Origin of the sequence: Xanthomonas sacchari (assembly GCF_024266585.1) — a bacterium.
Classification (GTDB): Bacteria; Pseudomonadota; Gammaproteobacteria; order Xanthomonadales; family Xanthomonadaceae; genus Xanthomonas_A; species Xanthomonas_A sacchari_C.
In genome coordinates this window covers 409,981-432,261 of the sequence record NZ_CP100647.1, presented here as the reverse complement: position 1 = coordinate 432,261, position 22,281 = coordinate 409,981, and the positions used below count along the sequence as shown (strand labels likewise).

16 protein-coding genes and 1 pseudogene are annotated in these 22,281 nt (G+C 68.1%); 10 read left to right on the top strand and 7 right to left on the bottom strand.

What is annotated here, in order from left to right; genetic code table 11:
• The first annotated feature begins 24 nt into the window (after window positions 1-24).
• The 3 genes and pseudogenes from NKJ47_RS01700 to NKJ47_RS20750 all read left to right on the top strand — a co-directional run.
• A complete protein-coding gene (locus tag NKJ47_RS01700; protein ID WP_254459850.1) occupies window positions 25-1,335 on the top strand; it encodes an ABC transporter permease in 1,311 nt (436 codons plus the stop codon).
• Window positions 1,332-2,579 carry an ABC transporter permease gene (locus NKJ47_RS01695; RefSeq protein WP_254459849.1) on the top strand — a complete coding sequence of 416 codons (1,248 nt, stop codon included), beginning with the start codon at window positions 1,332-1,334 and terminating at the stop codon, window positions 2,577-2,579. The genes NKJ47_RS01700 and NKJ47_RS01695 overlap by 4 nt, the downstream gene beginning before the upstream one ends.
• A gap of 226 nt (window positions 2,580-2,805) precedes the next feature.
• A pseudogene (locus NKJ47_RS20750) lies at window positions 2,806-3,804 on the top strand (M3 family metallopeptidase); the annotation flags it as partial.
• An 886-nt stretch (window positions 3,805-4,690) separates the two neighbouring features.
• Here NKJ47_RS20750 and NKJ47_RS01685 read toward each other — a convergent pair.
• Window positions 4,691-5,605 carry an AEC family transporter gene (locus NKJ47_RS01685; protein ID WP_254461301.1) on the bottom strand — a complete coding sequence of 305 codons (915 nt, stop codon included), beginning with the start codon at window positions 5,603-5,605 and terminating at the stop codon, window positions 4,691-4,693.
• A 323-nt stretch (window positions 5,606-5,928) separates the two neighbouring features.
• Window positions 5,929-6,540, bottom strand: coding sequence for a tetratricopeptide repeat protein (locus tag NKJ47_RS01680; protein WP_254461300.1), 612 nt, complete (start codon window positions 6,538-6,540; stop codon window positions 5,929-5,931).
• Window positions 6,541-6,732: 192 nt separating this feature from the next.
• On the opposite strand from NKJ47_RS01680, the gene NKJ47_RS01675 reads away from it, so the two are divergent.
• Window positions 6,733-10,455 (top strand): indolepyruvate ferredoxin oxidoreductase family protein, encoded by a 3,723-nt coding sequence (locus tag NKJ47_RS01675; RefSeq protein WP_254459848.1) that lies wholly within the window; start codon window positions 6,733-6,735, stop codon window positions 10,453-10,455.
• A gap of 410 nt (window positions 10,456-10,865) precedes the next feature.
• Here the strand turns inward: NKJ47_RS01675 and NKJ47_RS01670 are convergent, their stop codons facing one another.
• The 5 genes from NKJ47_RS01670 to NKJ47_RS01650 form a co-directional block, all read right to left on the bottom strand.
• Window positions 10,866-11,648 carry a hypothetical protein gene (locus tag NKJ47_RS01670; protein WP_254459847.1) on the bottom strand — a complete coding sequence of 261 codons (783 nt, stop codon included), beginning with the start codon at window positions 11,646-11,648 and terminating at the stop codon, window positions 10,866-10,868.
• 507 nt (window positions 11,649-12,155) lie between these two features.
• Entirely contained in the window at window positions 12,156-12,758 is a 603-nt protein-coding gene (locus tag NKJ47_RS01665) for a DUF938 domain-containing protein (protein WP_254459846.1), read from the bottom strand.
• Window positions 12,759-12,828: 70 nt separating this feature from the next.
• Complete coding sequence (locus tag NKJ47_RS01660) at window positions 12,829-13,656, bottom strand: NYN domain-containing protein (RefSeq protein WP_254459845.1); 828 nt, start codon at window positions 13,654-13,656, stop codon at window positions 12,829-12,831.
• Window positions 13,657-13,757: 101 nt separating this feature from the next.
• Entirely contained in the window at window positions 13,758-14,573 is an 816-nt protein-coding gene (locus NKJ47_RS01655) for an EcsC family protein (protein ID WP_254459844.1), read from the bottom strand.
• A gap of 110 nt (window positions 14,574-14,683) precedes the next feature.
• A complete protein-coding gene (locus NKJ47_RS01650; RefSeq protein ID WP_254459843.1) occupies window positions 14,684-16,084 on the bottom strand; it encodes an MFS transporter in 1,401 nt (466 codons plus the stop codon).
• Between the two features lie 517 nt (window positions 16,085-16,601).
• On the opposite strand from NKJ47_RS01650, the gene NKJ47_RS01645 reads away from it, so the two are divergent.
• The 6 genes from NKJ47_RS01645 (at window position 16,602) to NKJ47_RS01620 (ending at window position 22,118) form a co-directional block, all read left to right on the top strand.
• A complete protein-coding gene (locus tag NKJ47_RS01645; protein WP_254459842.1) occupies window positions 16,602-18,425 on the top strand; it encodes a family 43 glycosylhydrolase in 1,824 nt (607 codons plus the stop codon).
• A gap of 97 nt (window positions 18,426-18,522) precedes the next feature.
• On the top strand, window positions 18,523-19,080 hold the full coding sequence (locus NKJ47_RS01640) for a lysozyme inhibitor LprI family protein (RefSeq protein WP_254459841.1): 558 nt from the start codon (window positions 18,523-18,525) through the stop codon (window positions 19,078-19,080).
• A 248-nt stretch (window positions 19,081-19,328) separates the two neighbouring features.
• The gene (locus NKJ47_RS01635) at window positions 19,329-19,946 is read left to right on the top strand and encodes a lysozyme inhibitor LprI family protein (protein ID WP_254459840.1); all 618 of its coding nucleotides are present in this window, start codon (window positions 19,329-19,331) and stop codon (window positions 19,944-19,946) included.
• A gap of 30 nt (window positions 19,947-19,976) precedes the next feature.
• Complete coding sequence (locus NKJ47_RS01630) at window positions 19,977-20,369, top strand: XAC2610-related protein (protein ID WP_254459839.1); 393 nt, start codon at window positions 19,977-19,979, stop codon at window positions 20,367-20,369.
• A 52-nt stretch (window positions 20,370-20,421) separates the two neighbouring features.
• Complete coding sequence (locus NKJ47_RS01625; RefSeq protein WP_254459838.1) at window positions 20,422-20,955, top strand: hypothetical protein; 534 nt, start codon at window positions 20,422-20,424, stop codon at window positions 20,953-20,955.
• Window positions 20,898-22,118: a peptidoglycan-binding domain-containing protein gene (locus NKJ47_RS01620; protein ID WP_254459837.1), complete on the top strand. Its 1,221-nt coding sequence runs from the start codon at window positions 20,898-20,900 to the stop codon at window positions 22,116-22,118. Before NKJ47_RS01625 ends, NKJ47_RS01620 begins: the two co-directional genes overlap by 58 nt.
• The last annotated feature ends 163 nt before the right edge of the window (window positions 22,119-22,281 follow it).

Genomic DNA, 22,281 nt, shown 5'->3' with positions numbered 1-22,281 from the left:
GGGACAGTCAGAGACGAGTTCGGCATGTATCTGTACTACCTGCGACTGGCGCGGCGCAATGTCCTGAAAACCAGAGGCATGAGTGCAGCGCTTGTCCTGGCGCTGGCCCTGGGGGTCGGCGCAAGTATGGCGATGATCACGGTTGTCCGGGTCATGACCTGGGACCCTCTTCCCGGACGCAACGAACACCTCTTTCACCCCTATCTCGACCCCTTGCCTGTTTCCTATCAGACAAAGCCGTCGCTGGACCCGCGGATCGCGCTGACCTGGACAGATGCGCAGGAACTGTTGCGCCGAGGCCCGGCGAAGGCACAAGTTGCGCTCGCATCGGGGCATCTGCTGGTCAATCCCCAGCAAGGGGTAGCGGCGCCCTTCTTCGTCGACGGACAGTACGCGACCCCGAATCTCTTCTCGATGTTCGGCTTGACGGTCCTGGAAGGACGCACCTGGACGGAAGAGGAAGAGCAGGAACGGGCCCGCGTCGTGGTGATCAGCGAGTCACTCAGAGACAGGATGGCAGTTGCAGGCACGCTGATCGGACGCCAGATCCTGCTCGGCGGGCAAGCCTTTCGCGTGATCGGCACCGTGGCCAACTGGACACCGCGTCCGCGATTCCATACGGACCTTCAGCGCGACGCCTTCAAAGGCCAGGACGACTTCTTCATTCCGCTGCGTACGGCAATCGACCTGCGCTTGAAGATCGGCAACGACATGTTCTCCTGGGCGTCTACCGCCAGTGCCAACAAGATGGAGGATTCACGAACTGCATGGCTGCAATTCTGGATCCAGGCGCAGACCCCACAGGAACGGGACGACTATCTTCGGTTCCTCGAAAACTACGTCCAGGAACAGATTCGTTCGGGCCGTTTTGAACGCCATCATCACCCCCGTTTGCAACGACTTCATGACTTCCTGGTCGAGCGCAAGATCATTCCGGACGAGATCAAGCTGCAGCTCGGCCTGTCGATTGCCTTCCTGTTCGTCTGCCTTATCAACATCTGCGCCTTGCTGTTTTCGCGCTTCATCAGAAGAACGCATGAAGTCGCTGTGCGGCGTGCGCTTGGCGCCAGGCGCAGGGACATCGTCATCCAGCTCTATACCGAGGCCTTGGTCATCGGTGCTTTCGGCGGCCTGATCGGCCTGTTGATCGCCAATGCCGGGCTCTACCTGATCCGGCTGCAACCGGAGGACTACGCAAATCTCGCGGTGATGGACTGGCCCATGGTGGCCTTGACCATGCTGCTTGCCTGTGCGGCGAGTCTGGTTGCGGCCACCTTGCCAGCGCTGCGTGCCGCCTCTACCCGAATCGTCATGCAGGTCAAGGCAGCAGAATGAGTGCCTCTCAACTACCGATTATCCTCCGCAGCTTGCTCAGACATCGCCTGCTGGTCGCCATCGTGCTGCTTCAGGTCGTGATCACCACCGCGGCAGTGACGAACATCGTATTCCTACTGACGCGCCGTGTGCAGACGCTGACTTACCAGACCGGCCTGGAGGAAAGCGGCTTGGCGGTGATTGAAACCGACTTCGTCGGCGATGCGGCCACGCACGTCAGCGCATCGGTGCGCGCAGATCTTGAGGCGCTCCGGCAGATCCCCGGAGTGAGCGCAGTGGCCGCGACCGACTCGCTGCCCCTTAGCCAGAACAACTGGACGGTCGGAGTCACCAACAAGGTCCCGGATCAGAACAATCTCGCAGGCCTCATCGAGGCGGAACCCACCATCTACGGGGTATCCCACAATGCGCTCGGCGTACTTGGACTGCGTCTTGTCGGCGGCTCGGATTTCTCCCCGGGAGCCTATGTCCCGATGGCGGCCGACAATGATTACGCCGGTCTCTACGCGGCCGGCGAGGCCATCATCTCCGACGCGCTGGCAAAGAAGTTGTTTCCCTCCGAAAGTGCTGTGGGCAAGACATTCTACGTCGACGGCAAGCATGCACTGCATGTCGTCGGCGTCGTTCAACACCTCTCGAGACCGCTGCTCCGTACAGATGCCGACAACGACCTGAGCATGCTGCTCCCATTGGTGCCCGATGGCCATCGCGTGATCTACGCCATCCGGGCCGATCCGACCAGACTTCAGGCTGTGCTCAGCTCCGGATTGCGTTCACTTCAGGCACTGGAGGCAAATCGACTGATTCCCCGCGCCATGCGCTTCACTGACCTGCGCTCGGACTATTTCCGGCGCGACAGGACCATGGCGATCATCTTTCTCAGTGCCGGCGCCTCGCTGTTGCTGGTCACTGGTATCGGCATCCATGGCATTGCCAGTTTTTGGGTAAGGCAGCGTTATCTGCATATCGGCATTCGCAGAGCGCTTGGAGCTTCTTACAAGGACATCGTCAGATACTTCCTGCTCGAGAACCTGTTGCTGACCGGCTCTGGCGCCATGCTGGGCACGATTCTGGCGGTTCTGGTGAACGTGCAGGTCTCGCGACTCTATGCCGTACCCAGAATCGATCCCTTGTTCCTGCTGGTGGGCTTTCCGTTGATCTGCGCCTTGGGTCAGGCGGCGGCGTGGCTTCCGGCGAGTCGTGCGGCCAAAAGCGCCCCCATCGTGACCTTGAGAAGCGCCTAGGGCCTGTCATCAATCCCGGAAGGCCGCGTTAGCACTGCAAGGCCCCCAGGTTTGCGTCGCGTGTCGCGGGCCTGGCCTCCAGGTCAAGCCATGCGGCGCGAAGATGGCGGCCTTGCAGCGTCAACCCGAAGGGCCGCTCTTGCGCGTGCCCAGGACTGCGTCCTTGCTCGGGCACGCGCAAGGACGGCGCGACCTGCCCGGGATTTGGTGACAAGCCCTAGGTAAGATGGCATGCCGTGCATTCGGTGGAAGGCAGATGATCGACAAGATATCGCTATGGATTTCCCGGTACTGGCTGCTCGCGCTGTGCTCGTATATCTCGCCCGCTCACTCCGCCGCCAATGCGCCGTTGCCGCAGTCCCCCGGCTCTCGCTCCGCCGACGCGTCCAGATTCTTTGCCTCCTCTGCGGAGGAACTTGCCTCGCGCAGGGCGCTTGAGGGGCGCCTTACGCAGCTTCAGCACCGGACTGAACTGGCGTCGGCGACGCAAGAGGCATTTTCCGAATTCGAGCGCATTTTTGGCGACTGCCTGAAGCACTACGCCTATCACGAACTGATCCATGCGCGCGACACCGACGACGCAGCGGCGGGACAAGCACTGGATCAGACGGAGGCACTCTGTTCGCAGGCAGCCGGCGACGCCAAACGCGAGCTGCTGCGCGCGTCCGCGACAGCGCCCTGGACGCAACCGTATGCCTATCTGCGCATGAAAGCCGAGCGTGACCAAGTGCACAGGCTTTCTCAGGACAACGATGCTCTTGCGCAAGCGTCGGAGAACGCGCTGGATCGTTTACAGGGTCTCTATGGCTTGACGCTTCGCTCCACCGATTTTTCCAGCATCCGCTCCGGCGATCGGTCGCTCAACGCGTTCTTCGACTACAAAACACTGATGGCCTCTCCCGAGGCCTCGACCCGACAGGCAGCCTGGGAGAGTTATTGGTCCGGCCTTCAGTCCAGGAAACAGATCTTGGCGGAGATTCTGCTGGGAATCGTCGATCTCAAGAACGGCACAGCCGTTGCCAGGGGATACGGGAATGCCGCCGATGCTGCGTATTCGACCATGGGACTCACGTCGGCGGACGTGAAGACCACTGTTCTGGCCATGCAGCAGCATTCTCCATCTCTAAAGGCATACCAAGCGTTGCTGGGTGCGGCGACCACGGCCGGCAAGCCGGAAGCCTTGCATCCCTGGGATGTGAACGCCCCGCAAGGCGACGCACACCACACACTCTCGCTCTCCCAACTGCAACAGGTGGCGCGTCGCGCGACTAATCGATTGGGCGAACGTCATGCGGCAGAGATCTCGGCGATTCTGGACCCGGATGGTCGGCGCATGGATGTCTCCACGCAGCGTGGAGCCCGGGCGATGGACGCCTTCTCCATCACCGCTCCTGGAACCCGATCCATTCTGTTCGTCGGATATCGCCGACCAGATCTGGAAAGCGATGTCGAAATCGTGCACGAAGCCGCCCATGCAGTGCATGGGCAGTTCATGAACGCGCACAGCGCATCTCCCTTGAACCGCAACGGCCCGGCTTGGCTGATGGAGGCGTTTGCGATCCTCGATGAGCTGCTGTTCCGCGACCAGCTTGCCCGGGATGCGAAGGATCCAAGGATGCAGGAGTATTACCGCAAAAGCCTGGTAAACGATCTGGCGTTGCAACTGTTCACATCCGCCGAAGAGGCGCAGCTCGAAGACGCGATCTATCGTGGTGTTCTGGACCACAGCATCGGCTCCGCGTCCGACCTCGATGCGCTTACCGCATCCATCCTGTCCGACTACGAACTTTGGCCACACCAGCATCCAGAGCTTGCCGGGGCGTGGGAAAGCAAGCGGCTCTTCTATCAGGACCCGCTCTATCTGGCGAACTATCTCTATGCCGGCCTGATCGCGGTCAAGCTCTACACGCTGAGCCAGGAGGATAGCGCCGACTTCCGGCTCCGCTACTCGGAAGCGCTGGGGCGCGGTTTCGAAGCAGACCCCGTGCGCATCGCCGAGCAACTGCTCGGCGAGAAGCTGGATTGGGCGAAGCTGGTCGACGACGACGTGCGGGTCTTCGATACCCAAGTGCGCCAGTGGCGGACGTTGCGCGACCGCATCGAACGTCCCGCTACCGCAACGCCCCCAACAACCACGCCCAGGCCGGCAAGGTCACTAGCGACAGCAGAATCCCGTAACCGACCAGGGCCGCAGCCAGGCGCGGGGCGAGGCGATGCGAGATCGCCAGCAACGCGGCGGTGATCATGGTCGGCATCGCCGATTCCAGCACATTGGCCTGCAGCGCCAGCCCACGCAGGCCCAGCGCCCACGACAGCGGCCAGGCCAGGGCGGGCAGCAGCAGCAGTTTCAGCACCAGGCCGGCGGCGAGCGGCGCCAGTTCCTCGCGCGGCAGCCGCAACTGGAGCGAGAAGCCGACCGCCAGCATCACCAGCGGCAGCATCGCGTCGGACAGGTGCTGCAGGCCGGAGGCGATCCAGGCCGGCGGCTGCGCCGGCATCAGCGTCAGCGCGAACGCCAGCGCCCAGAGCGGCGGGAAACGCGCCATCCGCAACAGGGTCTGCCGCGGCGACGGCGGCGCCTCGCCGCTGTAGCGCGCCAGCACGTACAGGCCGAAACTGGACAGCAGCACGAAGGTGCCGAACTGGTCGTAGACCACCGCGTACGGCAGGGCCGCTTCGCCGAGCAGCGCGCGCACCATCGGGTAGCCGATGAAGCTGGAATTGGCCAGCGCCACGCACAGCAGCAGCACCGCCTGCTGCTCGCGGCGCAGCCGCAGCGGCCCGCGCAGGGCCAGCATCGCCAGCACGCTCACGCCGGTCAGCAGCCACGGCGTCAGCATCAATCCGAGCAGCTCCCAATTGAACTGCAGGCGCGGCACGTAGATCAGCACCGAGGCCGGCAGGCACAGGTACAGCACCACGCCGTTGAGCACGTCGGTGGTGTTGGCCGGCAACACGCGCAGGCGCGCGAACAGCTTGCCGAGCGCCAGCATGGCCAGAATCAGGGCAAACGCATCGAAGGCCATCGGGGGCAACGCAACTCGACCGGAATCGGGGCGTATCATCGCATGCGCTGCGTGGACGCGATGGAGGCGCGGCCGCGTCCACGTGCCGGCGCATGGCACAGCAAGATGGCGATCGCGCTCCGCAACGCGGCGGACGCGGCGGTCCACCAGCGCCGCGGTGGCCAAGCCTGCGAGGGCAGCATCACGCGCGGTGCGATGCGTTGGGACGCCCACGTGCGTTGTGCGTCGAACGGCAGGGAACGCGACGGCGCCCTCCATGCGCGCCGTCGACGCTCGCCTCGAGGCGCGCTCCGTCCCGCCTCAGATGGCGCGTTGCGCGCCCGTCAGGGCCAGGCCGGCGGCGCTGCCTTCCAGGCGGCCTGCACCTCGGCCAGGGTGGCGCGTTCGTCGTCGCGCCAGGCCGGCAGCAACGCGGCGAAATCCGCGCCCGCGCCCCACTTGTCGGGCCAGGTCCGCACCGCCGCGGCGTACCACTTCACCGCCTCGTCCTTGCGCTGCAAGCGCCACAACACCAGCGCCAGGGTCGGCGGGATCCAATCCGGCGCCGCCGGACGGCCGTTGACCAGGGCGCTCCACTGCGCCAGCGCGCGCGCCGGGTCGCCGGCACGCAGCAGGTCCCAGCCATAGTTCCACTGCACCTGGCGCCGCTGCACGCCGGCCGGCAGCCCATGCAGCGCGGCCTGGTACAACTGCTCGCCCAGTTCCTGGCGACCGCCGGCCATGGCGATGCCGGCCAGCTGCGCGCGCGCCTCGTTGGCGTTGGGGTCGCGCTGCACGGTACTGGCCAGACGATCCACCAGCGCCTCGCCGCTGCCGGCGATGGCGGTGACCGGACGGGTGGTGCCGCGGTCCTCGTCGAAATAGAACTCTTTCGGTGCCGGCAATGCCTGCGCCCGCACGCTGGCCGCGGTGGCCAGACCGATGCAGGCCAGCATCGCGGCCACTGCGTATGTGTATGCCTTCACTGCTGCAATCCCCTGGAGGTGATCCCCTCACCCAGGGCCAATCCTACCCCGCCCCACGCCGGCATGGACGAGAACGGGCGCAAAAATCGCCGCTGATACAATCAGGGCGATCGCGCGCGGCGAATGCTGCGCGCCCGCCAGCCTTCCATTTCCGGGCAAGCCATGAACCGCATCGCCGATCCGCGTCCATCGTCCTCCCCCGCCGCAGCGGCTGCCGACGGCGTGGATACCGGCTACACGCTGGAAGACAAGTACACCCGTACCGACGGCCGCATCTACCTGTCCGGCGTGCAGGCGCTGGTGCGGCTGCCGCTGATGCAGCAGCTGCGCGACCGCGCCGCCGGGCTGAACACCGGCGGCTTCGTCAGCGGCTACCGTGGCAGCCCGCTGGGCGGGTTCGACCTGGAACTGTGGCGCGCGCGCAAGCACCTGGACGCGGCCAACGTGGTGTTCAAGCCCGGGCTCAACGAGGACCTGGGCGCGACCATGGTCTGGGGCACGCAGCAGACCAACCTGTTCCCCGGCGCGCGCGTGGATGGCGTGTACGCCATGTGGTACGGCAAGGGCCCGGGCGTGGACCGTTGCGGCGACGTGTTCAAGCACGGCAACGCCGCCGGTACCTCGCGCCACGGCGGCGTGCTGGCGCTGGCCGCCGACGACCATGCCTGCCGCAGCTCGACCCTGCCGCACGGCTCGGAGGACGAGTTCGTCAGCGCGATGATGCCGGTGCTCAATCCAGCCGGGGTGCAGGACATCCTCGACATGGGCCTGCTCGGCTGGGCGATGAGCCGCTACACCGGGCGCTGGATCGGCTTCAAGACCATCGCCGAGACGGTCGAATCCTCGGCCTCGGTGCAGGTGGACCCGTTCGCGCGGCAGATCGTGTTGCCGGAGGATTTCGAACTGCCGCCGGGCGGCCTCAACATCCGCTGGCCGGATCCGCCGCTGGACCAGGAAATGCGCCTGCACCGTTACGCGGTGCGCGCCGCACAGGCCTTCGCCCGCGCCAACGGCATCGACCGCACGGTGATGGACGCGCCGCAGGCGCGGCTGGGCATCGTCACCACCGGCAAGAGCTACCTGGACGTGCTGCAGGCGCTGGAATACCTGGGCCTGGACGCGGACGCCTGCGCGCGCATCGGCATCCGCGTGTACAAGGTCGGCATGACCTGGCCGCTGGAGCCGCTGGGCATCGCCGCGTTCGCGCGCGGGTTGCAGGACATCGTCGTGGTGGAGGAGAAGAAGGCCTTCATCGAGCGGCAGATGAAGGAGCAGTTCTACAACTGGCCGGCCAGCGCCGGCCCGCGCCCGAGCATCGTCGGCAAGTACGACGAGGCCGGCGAATGGATCCTGCCGTCCACCGGCGAACTGACCCCGGCCACCATCGCCGGGGTGATCGGCAAGCGCATCCTGCGCCTGCCGCAGTCGGCCGCGCTCGACACCGCGTCGATCGAACAGCGCTTGCGCTGGATGGACGCCAAGGAAGCGGAGATGGCGCTGCCGCGCGCCAACTTCCCGCGCGTGCCGCACTACTGCTCCGGCTGTCCGCACAACACCTCCACGGTGGTGCCGGAGGGGTCGCGGGCGATGGCCGGCATCGGCTGCCACTACATGGTGACGTGGATGGACCGCGCCACCGACACCTTCACCCACATGGGCGGCGAAGGCGTCACCTGGGCCGGGCAGGCGCCGTTCACCGACACCCCGCACGTGTTCCAGAACCTGGGCGACGGCACCTACTTCCACAGCGGCTCGCTGGCGATCCGCCAGTCGATCGCCGCCGGGGTCAACATCACCTACAAGATCCTCTACAACGACGCGGTGGCGATGACCGGCGGGCAGCCGGTGGACGGCACCCTCAGCGTGCCCGACATCGCCCAGCAGATGCGCGCCGAAGGCGTGCACACCATCGCCCTGGTCAGCGACGACATCGGCAAGTGGACGCGGCGCCGCGAGCTGTTCCCCAGCGACGTGGAGTTCCACGACCGCAGCGAGCTGGACGCGGTGCAGCGGCGCCTGCGCGAGGTCAAGGGCACCAGCGTGCTGATCTACGACCAGACCTGCGCCACCGAGAAGCGGCGCCGACGCAAGCGCGGCAAGCTGGTCGATCCGCCCAAGCGCGTGCTGGTCAACTCGCTGGTCTGCGAAGGCTGCGGCGATTGCGGCGAGAAGAGCTTCTGCGTGTCGGTGCTACCGAAGGAGACCGAATACGGGCGCAAGCGCCAGATCGACCAGTCCAGCTGCAACAAGGACTACTCCTGCGTGTCCGGGTTCTGTCCCAGCTTCGTCACCGTGCATGGCGGGCAACCGCGCAAGGGCCGCAAGGCCGACGCCGCGGCGCTGCTGGCGCAACTGCCGGCACCGACCTTCCGCGGCGACCTGAGCCAGCCCTGGAACATCCTCATCACCGGCGTCGGCGGCACCGGCGTGGTCACCATCGGCGCACTGCTGGGCATGGCCGGGCACCTGGAGGGCAAGGGCGCCAGCGTGCTCGACCAGACCGGCCTGGCGCAGAAGGGCGGCGCGGTCACCACGCACATCCGCCTGGCGCGGCAGCCGGAGGACCTGCACGCGGTGCGCATCGCCGCCGGCGAGGCCGACCTGGTGCTGGGCTGCGACATGGTGGTGGTCAACGACTACTGGGCGCTGTCGAAAGTGCGTGGCGACCGCTCGCAGGTGGTGCTGAACAGCTACGAGGCGATGCCCGGCACCTTCACCACGCATCCGGACATGCAGTTCCCGGCGGCCGAGATCGTCGCCGGCGTGCGCCTGGCGTTGGGCGGGCGCGATCCGCTGCTGCTCGATGCCACGCAACTGGCCACCGCCCTGCTCGGCGACGCCATCGCCAGCAACCTGTTCATGCTCGGCTACGCCTGGCAGCAGGGCCTGGTGCCGCTGTCGCATGCGGCGCTGATGCGCGCGATCGAGCTCAACGGCGCGGCGGTGGCGATGAACCAGCAGGCCTTCGCCTGGGGCCGCCTGGCGGCGCTGGACCTGCCGGCGGTGCAGCGCGCGGCCGGCCTGCCCGACCCGGCCGCGGCCGAGCGCGACGGCCAGGCGCCGGGCCTGCAGCAACTGCCGCCGGGCGAGTGGGAAGGCCACGAGGCCGGCGCCAGCGCCGCGCCGCGCAATCCGTCCAACCCGCGTCCGCCGCGCGAGCTGCCGGCGGCCGCCGACAGCGGCGAGGCCGGGCACGCGCCGCTGGACGACAGCCGCCTGTCGCGCTCGTTGCACGAGTTGATCGCGCGCCGCCATGCCTTCCTGGTCGATTACCAGGACGCCGCCTACGCCGCGCGCTACACCGCGCTGGTGGAACGCGTGCGTGCCGCCGAGCAGCGCGTCGCCCCGGCCTCGACCGCGCTGACCGAAGCGGTGGCGCGCTACGCGTTCAAGCTGATGGCCTACAAGGACGAGTACGAAGTGGCGCGGCTGTACACCAGCGGTGCGTTCGCGCAGCAGGTGCAGGCGCAGTTCGAAGGCGACTACCGCCTGCGCTTCCACCTGGCGCCGCCGCTGCTGGCGAAGAAGGACGCGCAGGGACGGCTGCGCAAGCGCGAATACGGCCCGTGGATGTTCACTGCGTTCAAGTGGCTGGCCAAGCTGCGCCGGCTGCGCGGCGGCGCCTTCGACGTGTTCGGCTACAGCGCCGAGCGGCGCGGCGAACGGCAGTTGATCGTGGACTACGTCGCCACCGTGGACGAACTGCTGCAGCGGCTGCAGGCGGACAACCTGGCGCTGGCGGTGCAGATCGCCAGCATCCCGGAACACATCCGCGGCTATGGCCACGTCAAGGAAGCGCACCTGCACGACGCCAAGCAGCGCGAAGCGCGGCTGCTGGCGACCTGGCGCAATCCGAAGGCGCTGCATATCGTGCAGGCGGCCTGAGGCAGCCCGTCACGTCGGCATCGCCGTGGGGGGCGGTGCCGGTTCGTGGCGATGACGCAGGCCGCGGGATGCTTGGTGTGCGGCGTAGAAGCCTCGCGGCTGAAGCCGCTCCTGCAACACCATCATCCGCTTTGCGTAGGAGCGGCTTCAGCCGCGACCTCGGATGTCGTCATCGCGCCGGACTGCCGAATGACTTCCGGGGAACATCTTTGGACCACTGCCCGTGTGGCAAGGTCGCGTGGTCCTGATTCTCAGGTACCGGAAACACCGCGCGTCGGGACTGAAGTCCCTCCCACAGAAAACATTCCCACATACGACGCAGCGGCCGCGCGCATGCGGCCGCTGCGTCGAAGGAAGCCGCGATTCAATCGGGCGCCGCTGGCGGCATCCCGACCGAACGCGCGGCGACATCAGACCCGCGGATCGGGCGGATTGCCGCGGCCGGGGCGATCGTAGCGATCCGAATCGAAGGCTTCGCGCACGGCGGCCTTGGCCTGCGCCCAGCTCAGCCGCGAGCGGTCCTTGACGCGTTCCCAGCCGCTTTCCAGATCCGAGTCCAGGCGGTCGTCCCAGACGCGGTCGCGGTAGCGGCTGCGCGCCTGCACGCCGTAGCGGTAGGCCGGGCGGTAGTCGTCGTAGCTGCTGTCGGTCCCGCGGTAGTCCACGCTGTCGAAGCGCTCGGCGTAGTAGCGGTCGCTGTCCTCGTAGGTGCGGTAAGTGGCATCGGCACGCTCCCAGGAATCGCGTGCGGCCAGCCGTGCCTCGTCCCATTCCAGGCGCGAGTCGCCGCGGCGCTTGCCCCAATCGTGCGACAGTTCGCGCTCGTGTTCGTCCCAGCTGCGCGAGGGATCCTGCTCGCGCGCCTGCAGGCCCAGGCCGTAGGCCGCGGCGTAGTCGCGGTCGTAGTCGTAATCGGCCTTGGCGTAGTCGCGGTTGCGGTACTCCTCGCGCCAGTACGCGTCCTCGCCGGTGGGGTCGATGCGCTCGGCCACGCCCTTGCCCGCCGCCGCGCCGGCGACCACGCCGACCGCCGCGCCGATCAAGGTGCCGAGCGGCCCGAACACGGTGCCGGCCAGCGCGCCGGCGGCCACGCCGCCGGCGGTGCCGCCGATGCCGACCCCGACCGGATGCGAGCCCGGCGTGCCGGAGATCGGGTCGCGATTGAGATCGCGGGCTTTGTCGTTGTTGTCCATGAGAACGCTCCGTCGCGAATGAAGGAAGCACCGGCCGCAGGCACGTCTGGCGGCGGCGGGTGTCGGCGCACAGTGGCAAGCGCGCGGTGAATCCGCCGTGGCATCGCGGTGAATTCGCCATGAGGGAGGCGGTGCGCCATCGTCACCTGGACGCAACACGTGGACGTCAGGGCGGTGGCATGGCATTGCCCGGCCTCGACGCAGCGGGATCTCCGCGGCTTTGCCAGCGAGCGGCGATCAGGCACAACATCGCGACGACATTGCTGAGCTGACGCCCTCAGATTGGGCGTTCCAACACGTTGCTGTGCAGCATGGCAGTAAGCAGCCATCCGTACCGCCGCAGCCGGCATTGCGCGTGATCCACGACGCATCGCGGGCCACCACGCGGTGCAAGACAAACCGCGTCCGCACACCGCGGTGGATGTGTGGCGACATGCGTACGCGGCGATGACGACGCCAGGCGTTCGCACACGCCCTGGCCGGATACGCGGCCGCGGCCGGCCGCGCCTACCCGCGGCGCCAGACCAGGCAGCGATTATTGGCCGGCATCGCCACATCCTCCTGCAACACCAGGTCCTGCGCCCGCGCCAGCGCGTCCACCGCCTCGGCATCGCGGATGCCGCTGGCCGGATCGCGCGCCTTCAGCCACGCGTCGAAGTCGCGGTTGCTGTCGCTGGTGAAGGCGCCGCCGTAGTTGAACGGCCCGTACGCCACCAGCATGCCGTCGGCGCTGTCGGCCAGCAGCCGGCCGACGCCGGCGAAGAACGCCTGCACCGCATCCCAGCCCATGATGTGCAGGGTATTGGCGGTGAACACCGCATCGTAGCCGGCGCGCGGCCACGGCCCCTCGCGCACGTCCAGCGCCAGCGCCGGCGGCGTGTTCGGCAGTCCCGCGGCCGCCAGCCACTGCGCGATGCCGGGCAGATGCTCGGCGCGCTCGCTGCATTGCCAGGTCAGCTGCGGCAGCGCCGCGGCGAAATGCACCGCGTGCTGGCCGGTGCCGCTGCCGATCTCCAGCACCCGGCGGCGGTCGGCGAAGTGCCGCTGCAGCACCTGCAGGATCGGATCGCGATTGCGGTCGCAGGAAGGGGCGTAGGGTCGATCGCTCATCGTGTCGTGCACCCGTGCGCGCCGAAGCAGACCAGGGCGCCACGGCACGGCGCAAGCGGCGGCGGCGGGTTCATCCGCGCGAGCGCACGAAGATGCGCTTGCCGCCGCCCTCGTTGCCGCGCTCCTCCAGTTCGAAGTGCGCCGACAGCCGGCGCAGCAGGTCGCTGAGCTTCTTGTGCCCGTACAGGCGCGGATCGAAATCCGGACGCACCTTGTTCAGATAGCTGCCGACGCTGCCGAGTCCGGCCCAGCCCTGGTCGTCGGAGGCTTCCTCGATGGCCTGGCGCAGCAGGGTCAGCGGCGCCGCCGCCTTGGTCTCGGTCGGTACCGGCGCCGGCTCCGGTTTCGCCGGTGTCGCGGCCGGCTTCTTGCGGCCCTTGGCCGCCGGCTTGGCGGCCGCGGCGGCAGGCTTGGCCGGCTCGGCGGCGCTGGCCTCGCTGCGCAGCACTTCGGTGTAGATGAACTTGTCGCAGGCCTGCACGAACGCGTCCGGCGTCTTGCGCTCGCCGAAGCCGTACACGGTCGGCCCTTCCTCGCGCAGGCGCTGCGCCAGGCGGGTGAAGTCGCTGTCGCTGGAGACCAGGCAGAACCCATCGAAGCGGCCGGTGTAGAGCAGGTCCATCGCGTCGATGATCAGCGAACTGTCGGTGGCGTTCTTGCCGCTGGTATAGGCGAACTGCTGTACCGGGCTGATCGAGTGCTTCAGCAGCGCCTGCTTCCACTGGGTCATGCGCGTGCTGGTGAAATCGCCGTAGATGCGCTTGACGCTGGCCACGCCGTACTTGGCGACCTCGGCGAGCAGGCCTGCGATCACCGACGGCTGCGCGTTGTCGGCGTCGATCAGCACCGCCAGCCGCGGCTGGTCGTCGTCGCTGTCGGAACGGTGGCGGGTTTTCATGGCGTGCACCTGCGGCAAAGAGATTGAAAGAAGCGTAGTAACACCCGCCACTGTGCCAGCGCGCGCACGCCGCGGCCAGCACGATATGGCACCGGCGCGGCTCAGCGCCCCGCGGGCAAGGCCTCGTAGGCCTGGCGCACCGCCGCCTCGCCGTAGCGGCGCTCCAGCCGGCGCACGATGAAGTGGCCGCGCGCCATCGCCTGGAAGTGCGAGATGAACACCGTGTTGAGCAGCGCGCCGCTGGCCGCGCCGACCAGCGGCACCGCCTGCGCCGCCAGCTTCTCGCTGACCGTGACCGAGAACTTGGCGGCGATGCGCGACAGCAGCGACACCAGCACCGGCGCACCCTTGCTGCCCAGGCCGTGCGCGGCGATGTACTGCGCCGCGGCGCTGAGCTGCTGCGCCATCGCCGCGCGTACCGCGAAGTAGCCCGATTCGCTGCCGTCGTCGCGATGGCTGCGGCCGCCGTGCGCCAGCACCTCCAGGCAGGCCAGGGCGGTGGCCGGGTCGTCCAGGCGCTCGCCCTCGGCGCGGGCGATATCGGCGATGGAGCGCAGCATCAGCGTGGTGGTCACAGGCAACTCCACCACCAGCCCGGGCAGGCCGAAGAAGCCGCCGGCGGCGCCGGTCGCCGCCACCGCGGCACCGTGCAGGCGCGGGCGCGCGCGCTCCGGCGCCTGCGCACGCAGGGTCAGCAGCGCCGAGCGCAGCGCCACCCGCAGCGCGCGCTGGCTGACCGCATCGATGCGCGAGGACAACGGCTTGGGGATGCGCTTGCTGATCAGCGCCTCGATCGGCGCGCCCACCGCATTGGCGATCTTCGCGGCCAGGCCCGGGTGTTCCAGCAGCGCGCGCGCCTGGGCCAGGTCGCGGTGGTCGGCGGCGTCCATCACGGGAACGGGCAGTAGCGAGGTCATGGCCGAAGCTCGTGGCGAGGGAGGCGACAGCATGCACCGGGCGGCAGCGGCATGGTGTCGAGGGCCGATGACCGGTGCGGGACGTTCAGGAACCGGCCGTGCCTGCGCGCCTAGATCCGCTCCAGCGCGCGCTGGTGGGTGCGCGGCCCGAACCGGCCCACCACCACGGCGGCCAGCACCAGGCTGGCGGCGATGAAGCCCAGCACGCCGCGGTGGCCGCTGCGCTCCAGCAGCACGCCGATCAGCAGGCTGCTGGCGGCGGTGGACAGACGGCTGAAGGAATAGCAGAAGCCCACCGCGCGGGCGCGCAGCGCGGTAGGGAACAGTTCGGCCTGGTAGCCGTGGTAGGCGAAGCTCATCCAGGCATTGCAGAAGGTCACCGCCGCACCGCAGGCGATCAGCAGCAGCGGCTGCTGCTGCCAGGCGAACAGCAGGCCGAACAGCACCGCGCCCAGGGCCGACGCCACCACCTGCCACTTGTTTTCCCAGCGCTGCGCCACCCTCAGCAGCAGCAGCGGCGCCAGCGGGTAGGCCAGCGAGATGGCGAAGGCGTAGCCAAGCCCATGCACGCTGTCGGCGCCCTGCCGCGCCAGCAGCGCCGGCAACCAGTTGCCGAAGCCGAAGAAGCCGATCGCCTGGAAGATGTGGAAGGCCACCAGCATCGCCATGCGCCGCCGGTACGGCGCCTGCCACAGCAGGGACAGTCTCGGCGTCGCCACGGCCGGCGCCGACGTCGGCTCCGGCTCCGGCGCCGGCAGCGGCCGCCCAAGGTCCGCGGCGCAGCGCGCCTCCAGCCGCTGCAGCACCGCGTCGGCGTCGGCATGCCGGCCCTGCGTGGCCAGCCAGCGCGGCGACTCCGGCAAGCGGCTGCGCAGCCACCATACCGCCAGCGCGAAGCCGCCGCTGAGCAACGCCACCCAGCGCCAGCCGCTCACGCCCAGCGGCGCGTGCGGCACCAGCGCCCAGGCGCTCAGCGCCACCGCCGGCACCGCCAGGAACTGCACGCAGAACGCCAGCGCGAACGCCGCGCCGCGCATCTGCCGCGGCACCATTTCCGACAGGTAGGTGTCGATGGTGACCAGTTCGATCCCCAGGCCGATGCCGACCACGCCGCGCCACAGGATCACCCCCAGCGCGCTGTGCTGCAGGCCCATCGCCACGGTGGCCACGCTGTACCAGAGCAGCGCGAAGGAGAACACCGCGCGGCGCCCGAAGCGATCGACCAGCGGGCTGAGCAGGCTCGCCCCGAGAAACAGGCCCAGGAACGTCGCCGAGGCGAACGCCGCCTGGTCGGCGATGCCGAACACCCCGGCCGCGCCCTCGGCGAAGATCCCGTCGCGCAGCAGGCCGGGGCTGAGGTAGGCGGTCTGGAACAGGTCGTACAGTTCGAAGAAGCCGCCCAGCGCCAGCAGCGCGACCAGGCGCCACAGGGTCCGGGTCGGCGGCAGGCGTTCCAGGCGCGCCGCGACCAGGGCGACGGGATCGGAAGCGGCAACGGCGGCATCGCGCATGCGGACAGGTCCTGGGGGAAGGAAACGCGCCGCGGCATGCTGCACGATCCGCCGGCGCGCGCGCCACCGCCACGGGCGAAAACTGCCGACCGTGCCGCGTTGGCGTTCAGCCGGATGCAGGGTTCGTCGCCGCAGGCCGATGCGGGCAGCGCGTCGGCGCAGCAACCGGCTGTCCTGTTCGCGCCCGGGCACGAACACGCGCTGGCGAAACGCACAGGTCCGCGGATCGGTGCGCTGCAGGTCGCCGTCGCGGCACAGGCGACGCACGGGCGCCGCGCATCACCTGCTTCCGCGACACTCAAGCCGGAGGCCGCCTGCCCTGGTAGGAGCGGCTTCAGCGGCGACGGGCGTTCCCGGGAATGCCCATCGCGGCTGAAGCCGCTCCTACGGGACGCGTCCCCGCAGTGATGCAAGGTGCCCGCCAAGCACTCCGTGCGCGCCTTCCAGGCGGACGCATCGCAGCGGGTGCGGGCGTTTGCTACGGTAGCCGCGCCGCCATCGGGGGAAGGCCATCGACATGTTCAGGACACTCGCAACGCTGGCGCTGCTGGCGTCCGCCGGGCTGGCCGCAGCGCAGGCGCCGGGCACGCGCAGCTACGCCAACCCGATCGACCTGGATTACCGCTACAACTTCGAGCAACTCAACGAAGGCATCTCCTATCGCACCGGCGCCGACCCGGTGTTCGTGCGCTTCGGCGATGCCTACTACCTGTTCCAGACCCTGGCCGACGGCTACTGGCGCTCCAGCAACCTGCTCGACTGGCAGTTCGTGACGCCCAGCCGCTGGCCGTTCGAGAGCATCGTCGCGCCGGCGGTGGTCGCCGACGGCGACCGGTTGGTGATCATGCAATCGGCCTTCGAACCGCGCCCGCTGCTGCAGACCCGCGACCCGGCCAGCGGCAAACTCGACTTCCTGACCCGGCTGCTGCCCAAGCTGCCGCGCGCCCAGCCGATCGGCACCGAAATGAAGGGCCGGCCGCTCAGCGACGTGCCGCCCGGCCCCTGGGACCCGGACCTGTTCATCGACGACGACGGCCAGTGGTACCTGTACTGGGGGTCGTCGGACCGCTACCCGCTGTACGGCATCGCCATGGACCGCAGCGCGCAAGGGGTCGCCTTCCGCGGCATGCCGACGCCGCTGCTCGCGCTGGACCCGGCGCGGCACGGCTGGGAGCGCTTCGGCCCCGACCACCGCGGCGCCCGCTTCCCCGACGGCAGCCCGATCGGCAGTTACCTGGAAGGCGCGTGGATGACCAAGACCGGCGGCCGCTACTACCTGCAGTACGGCGCACCGGGCAGCGAGTACAACGTCTACGCCAACGGCGTGTACGTCGGCGAGCATCCGCTCGGCCCCTTCACCTACGCCGCCTACAACCCGGTGGCATACAAGCCTGGCGGCTTCATGCAGGGCGCCGGCCACGGCTCCACCTTCCAGGACATGCACGGCAACTGGTGGAACAGCGGCACCGCCTGGATCGGCGCCAACTGGACCTTCGAACGGCGCATCGTGCTGTTCCCCGCCGCGTTCTCCGCCGACGGGCAGATGCGCGTGTCCACCCGCTTCGGCGATTTCCCGCACTGGATGCCGGAAGGCCCGGTGGCCGACCCGGAGGCGCTGTTCACCGGCTGGATGCTGTTGTCCTACCGCAAACCGGCCAGCGCCTCGTCGACGCTGGACGGCTTCGCCGCCGACCACGCCACCGACGAGGACCCACGCAGCTACTGGGTGGCTGCGCGCAACGCACCGGGCGAGACCCTCACCGTCGACCTGGGCGGAGAGCGCAGCGTGCGCGCGGTGCAGGTCAACTTCGCCGACTACCGCGCCGGCCGCTACGGCGATGCGCCGGACATCTACACCGCGTTCCGGCTGCAGCACTCACGCGACGGCCGCCATTGGCTGCCACTGGCCGAGGTCGGCGACGGCGCCGACCGCCGCGACCGGCCCAACGCCTACCTGCAACTGTCCGCGCCGGTGCGCACCCGCTACCTCCGCTACGTGCACGGCCACGTCGGCGCCGCCCATCTGGCGATCAGCGACCTGCGCGTGTTCGGCAACGCCGACGGCGCCCCGCCGCCGGCACCCACCGGCGTCGCCGCGCGCCGCGATGCAGACCGCCGCAATGCCCATGTGCAGTGGCAGGCGGTGCCCGGCGCCGTCGGCTACAACGTGCGCTGGGGCCTGCGCGCCGACCGCCTCACCCTCACCTACCAGGTGTTCGCCGACCGCGGCACCGACCTGGAGATCCGCGCGCTGAACGTTGACCAGGACTACGTGTTCGCCGTCGAAGCCTTCGACGAACGCGGTGTCTCCCCGCTGAGCGCCCCCATCGCCGTGCCATGAAGCCATCACCGCCCTTCCCGTATGCTTGGCGCCACCTCGACCGCGCGCCGCGATGCGGCGTGCGGGAGGATCGGCTGCCGATCGAAGGAGAAGGACGATGCACCAGCACCAGGGACCCCAGGGCCAGCGCCAGCTGCGCGCATGGCTGATCGCCGCGGTGATCGCCGGCGTGTGCGGCAGCGCCGCCGCGCAGCAGATCGACCCGCGCGATGCGCAACTGCAGCAACAGCAGCGCCTGCTGCAGCAGCAGGCCGAACAGATCCAGCGGATGCGGCAGCAACAGCAGCAGATGCCGCCGCCCGGCGCCGGACCCGGCGCCCCGCGCGATGGTCTGTCCGCCACCTACCACGATTGCCGCAAGCAGGCGCAGGGCCTGGACGAGGCCCGCCGCTGCATCCAGCGCGAGCAACGCGTGCAGCAGGAACGCCTGGACCGCGCCTACGACAGGCTGCGCTACCGCCTCAGCGGCAGCGACCGCTCCCGGCTGATGGATGCGCAGTACACCTGGCAGCAGTCCAACGCCCAGGCCGCGGACCTGGACAAGGCACTCGGCGCCCGCGGCCAGGAGGCGGCCCTGCAAAGCGCCGAAGCCAGCCTGCGCCGGATCAGCTCCCGCGCCGACGAACTGGAAGGCTATACGCGCGGCGGGCGTTGAGGACAGCTACGGTTTAGGCAAACTACCGGACGATGCGCGACAAGCGCACTGCGCTGGCGATTGTCCGGGCAGCGAGGCCACTGTTAGGTTTTTTCCAACGCGTTGCACGGAGGCAGGACATGCCAGGCATGGAAAAGCGGGACCCGATTCGCAAGCGGAGCGCGCTGACACAACTGCCGCACGGATGCCCTCCATCCGCGCTTCCATGGTCCGCTGCACGCCGGTTGGCCACACGGTGCTTCGGCGCCTTGTCCGCTGTCGCGCTGGGTGCCGCAGCCTCAGCAGTGCCGCCCCTGCCATCGGGTGCGGATTTGCTGGCGTTGCAGCGCGACACGCTGCGCCCGAGCTATTCTCAGTGCCTCGCCAAGGCGACGCAGCAGGACGCGCGGGAACGCTGCGTCGACGAGGAGTTCGTCTATCAGGACAGCGAGTTGAACCGGGTCTACCGCGCCCGCATGGCGGCCCTTCCTTCCGGAAAAGAACGCGCGGCGTTACAAGGCGCACAGCGCCAATGGATCGCGCAGATCTACCAGAACCGTTGCAAGCTGCCGGAGCAGGCAAGCCCGGCGATGCGCCTGGATGCGAAGCAATGCAGATTGGCCACGACGATCAGCCGACTGCGCCAACTGAACGATCCGCGGTTCGTCGCGACGGCCAGCGCCGCCAAGCCAATGGCGCCGTTGCGGGATGCGACCTCGGTGGCGAAGGCGTTCACCGCCGTGGGGCTGCCGGATGCTGCGGGACAGGTCGCCTTCTCGCTGGGGGATCTAAGCCTACAGATCGAAGACGCACATTGTCGCGACACTGGCGGGCTGCTACTGCGCTGCGCGCCCGCGATGGTCGTGGTGCAGCGCCCGGAGGGCTAGCAGTCCATTCCCGTCCCGTCGCTGGTCTTTTTGAACAAGACAGCGGATCGGCAGGATTATGTCGCCGCCTACCGCGGCCCCATCGCTCAACAGGATGAACAGAGCGAGGGCCTGCGCTATACCGCGATCGTGTCGGACATCAATGGTGATGGCAACGACGATCTGCTGTTGTGGACCGACTTTTCCGGCCCCCTCGGCGCGCCCGCCTACACCTATTATTTGTTCGACCCAAAGACTCGGCGCTTTGTGAAAAGTGAGAAGCTCGCGCAGGCCACGCGCGGCCTCACACTCTCCTGGATCAGCGGCACAACCCTGCACCTGTGGTCCGAACAAGGACAGTGCAAGCGCACCATGGTCGCGATTGCATTGCGTGGAACCACACCGACACGGCAGTCCAGCAAGGCCATCGATTCCTGCAAATAGCCAGGCCAGTGCGGCGTTACGACAGCAAGGTGCAAAGAGACAAGGACATCCCATGAGCGACGGATACGGCAAGCAAAACGCGGGATTCGGACTGACACGCGAACAATCGGTCGACCCGATCGTCCGCAGCTGCCTGGATCACGGTGTCACCGACACCCGGCAGATCGCGTATGTGCTGGCGACAGCTCAGCACGAATCCAGAGACTTCCAGGCACCTGAAGAGGACTGGGGGCGAAAGCAGGCAGTGACGCTTTCCTATCACGGTGGCGAAGCCTATTACGGCCGGGGCTATGCGCATCTCACCCATGTCGAGTTGTACGAAAAGCTTGGCGAGAAGGCCGGGCTAGGCCGCGAACTCGTGCAATCGCCAGGCCGGGCCGCGGAACCTGCCATTGCGACGAAGATCCTCGTCGCCGGCATGCGCGATGGCGACTTCGTGCCGGGACAGACCCTGGCCGCCCATCTCAACGCCGACACGCAGGACTATGCCGGCGCACGCGCGATCTCAATCCCCGGGATGCGGCAAGCGTGCAAACCATCGCAGGTTATGCGCGCACTTGGGAGGCATCAGTACCGGCATTGGTAGAGCGCGTCCAACGCCAAGACGTGACGCCCGTGCAAGCGCCGGTCGCATCCAATGCGCCAGCATCTGTCGGCAAGGGCGATGCGAATCAAACTGTGTTCGAAGCGCAGCAGTATCTCGCCGCGTTGGGTATGACCGATGGCAAAGGCAAGGCCATCTCCCCCGATGGTGATTCTGGCGCTGGAACCGAGCATGCGGTCAAGCAGTACGAACGCAGCAAAGGCGTGACGGAGCCGACTGGCCGCGTCGATACCACCATGCTGGCTCAGCTACGCGCCGATACCCTACAGGCACAGCCGCAATTCAAGCGTCAGACGATGACGGACCTGTACGGTCCATTGAAGGACGGCGAACTCCGGCGCGGCGAAAAAGGTGAACCCGTGTATGAGCTGCGCCGGCAATTGCAGGGACTGGGCTATATCCAGAATGCGCCTCCGAACTGGAATGGCGACCGCCTTTACGATGAGCACATGGAAGCGGGCGTTCTGGCGTTCCAGCAGGCCAATGATCTGCAGGAGACCGGACGCGCCGATGCGGAAACGCGGCGACAGTTGAATGTGGCCGCGGTGAACCAGCATTTACCACCGACCACCGAATTCGACCGTCCGGAAAACTGGCCTCCACAGCCACCACCGTACACCAGGCCCGAGTACCAGACCCGCCAACAAGCACCAGCGCAACCCACTCAACCTGTACCCGCGACGCAGGCGCCATCACCAGATCGTCGGCAAGGCCAGGCGCCGACGTCAACAGCGCCTGGGGTCATCCACAGTTCGCTGTATCGGGATTGCTCCAACGGCGTCGACGCGCTGGACCGGCAACTGGGCCGCGCGTCCGACACGGCGAGTGCATGCATGAAGGCCAGCCTGACCGAACTGGCAGCGCGCAACGGCCTGACCCGGGTCGATCATGTGCTGCTGAGCGAACGGGGACGCCAGGCCGAACCGGGGCAGTACGTCTTTGTTGTCGAAGGCGATCCACGCAATCCCGCCAGCCTGCGCGCGCACATGCCGACCGATCAGGCGATCAAGACGCCAATGGACGTGTCCTTCGGCGCGCTGGCGCAATCGGAGCAACAACGCCAGGCCAACCTGCAGGCCGAGGTCGCCAGGGAGCAACCGCGCGAAGCGCAAACACGCGAAGCCAATAGCAGAAGCATGGGATAAGACCGCCCCGCTCCGGCTCTGCCCCAGTGTGCTCAAGAACTCGTCGGAGTTCCCGGCGCAAGCCGACGATAGCGCTTTCCGAGACCGGCACAGCAGCGCGCCAGTGCCCACCAACGATGGTCGGCGTCTCGGCCATCGCCGTCGCGTCGCGCCGGTGTATCGG

What these genes read in the sequence shown, in the direction of transcription:
- NKJ47_RS01655 (WP_254459844.1), bottom strand. Translation starts at nt 14,573, where the DNA reads ATGACCTCGCTACTGCCCGTTCCCGTGATGGACGCCGCCGACCACCGC.
- NKJ47_RS01670 (WP_254459847.1), bottom strand. Translation starts at nt 11,648, where the DNA reads ATGGACAACAACGACAAAGCCCGCGATCTCAATCGCGACCCGATCTCC.
- NKJ47_RS01645 (WP_254459842.1), top strand. Translation starts at nt 16,602, where the DNA reads ATGTTCAGGACACTCGCAACGCTGGCGCTGCTGGCGTCCGCCGGGCTG.
- NKJ47_RS01665 (WP_254459846.1), bottom strand. Translation starts at nt 12,758, where the DNA reads ATGAGCGATCGACCCTACGCCCCTTCCTGCGACCGCAATCGCGATCCG.
- NKJ47_RS01675 (WP_254459848.1), top strand. Translation starts at nt 6,733, where the DNA reads ATGAACCGCATCGCCGATCCGCGTCCATCGTCCTCCCCCGCCGCAGCG.
- NKJ47_RS01700 (WP_254459850.1), top strand. Translation starts at nt 25, where the DNA reads ATGTATCTGTACTACCTGCGACTGGCGCGGCGCAATGTCCTGAAAACC.
- NKJ47_RS01680 (WP_254461300.1), bottom strand. Translation starts at nt 6,540, where the DNA reads ATGCTGGCCTGCATCGGTCTGGCCACCGCGGCCAGCGTGCGGGCGCAG.
- NKJ47_RS01695 (WP_254459849.1), top strand. Translation starts at nt 1,332, where the DNA reads ATGAGTGCCTCTCAACTACCGATTATCCTCCGCAGCTTGCTCAGACAT.
- NKJ47_RS01625 (WP_254459838.1), top strand. Translation starts at nt 20,422, where the DNA reads ATGAGCGACGGATACGGCAAGCAAAACGCGGGATTCGGACTGACACGC.
- NKJ47_RS01650 (WP_254459843.1), bottom strand. Translation starts at nt 16,084, where the DNA reads ATGCGCGATGCCGCCGTTGCCGCTTCCGATCCCGTCGCCCTGGTCGCG.
- NKJ47_RS01685 (WP_254461301.1), bottom strand. Translation starts at nt 5,605, where the DNA reads ATGGCCTTCGATGCGTTTGCCCTGATTCTGGCCATGCTGGCGCTCGGC.
- NKJ47_RS01640 (WP_254459841.1), top strand. Translation starts at nt 18,523, where the DNA reads ATGCACCAGCACCAGGGACCCCAGGGCCAGCGCCAGCTGCGCGCATGG.
- NKJ47_RS01660 (WP_254459845.1), bottom strand. Translation starts at nt 13,656, where the DNA reads ATGAAAACCCGCCACCGTTCCGACAGCGACGACGACCAGCCGCGGCTG.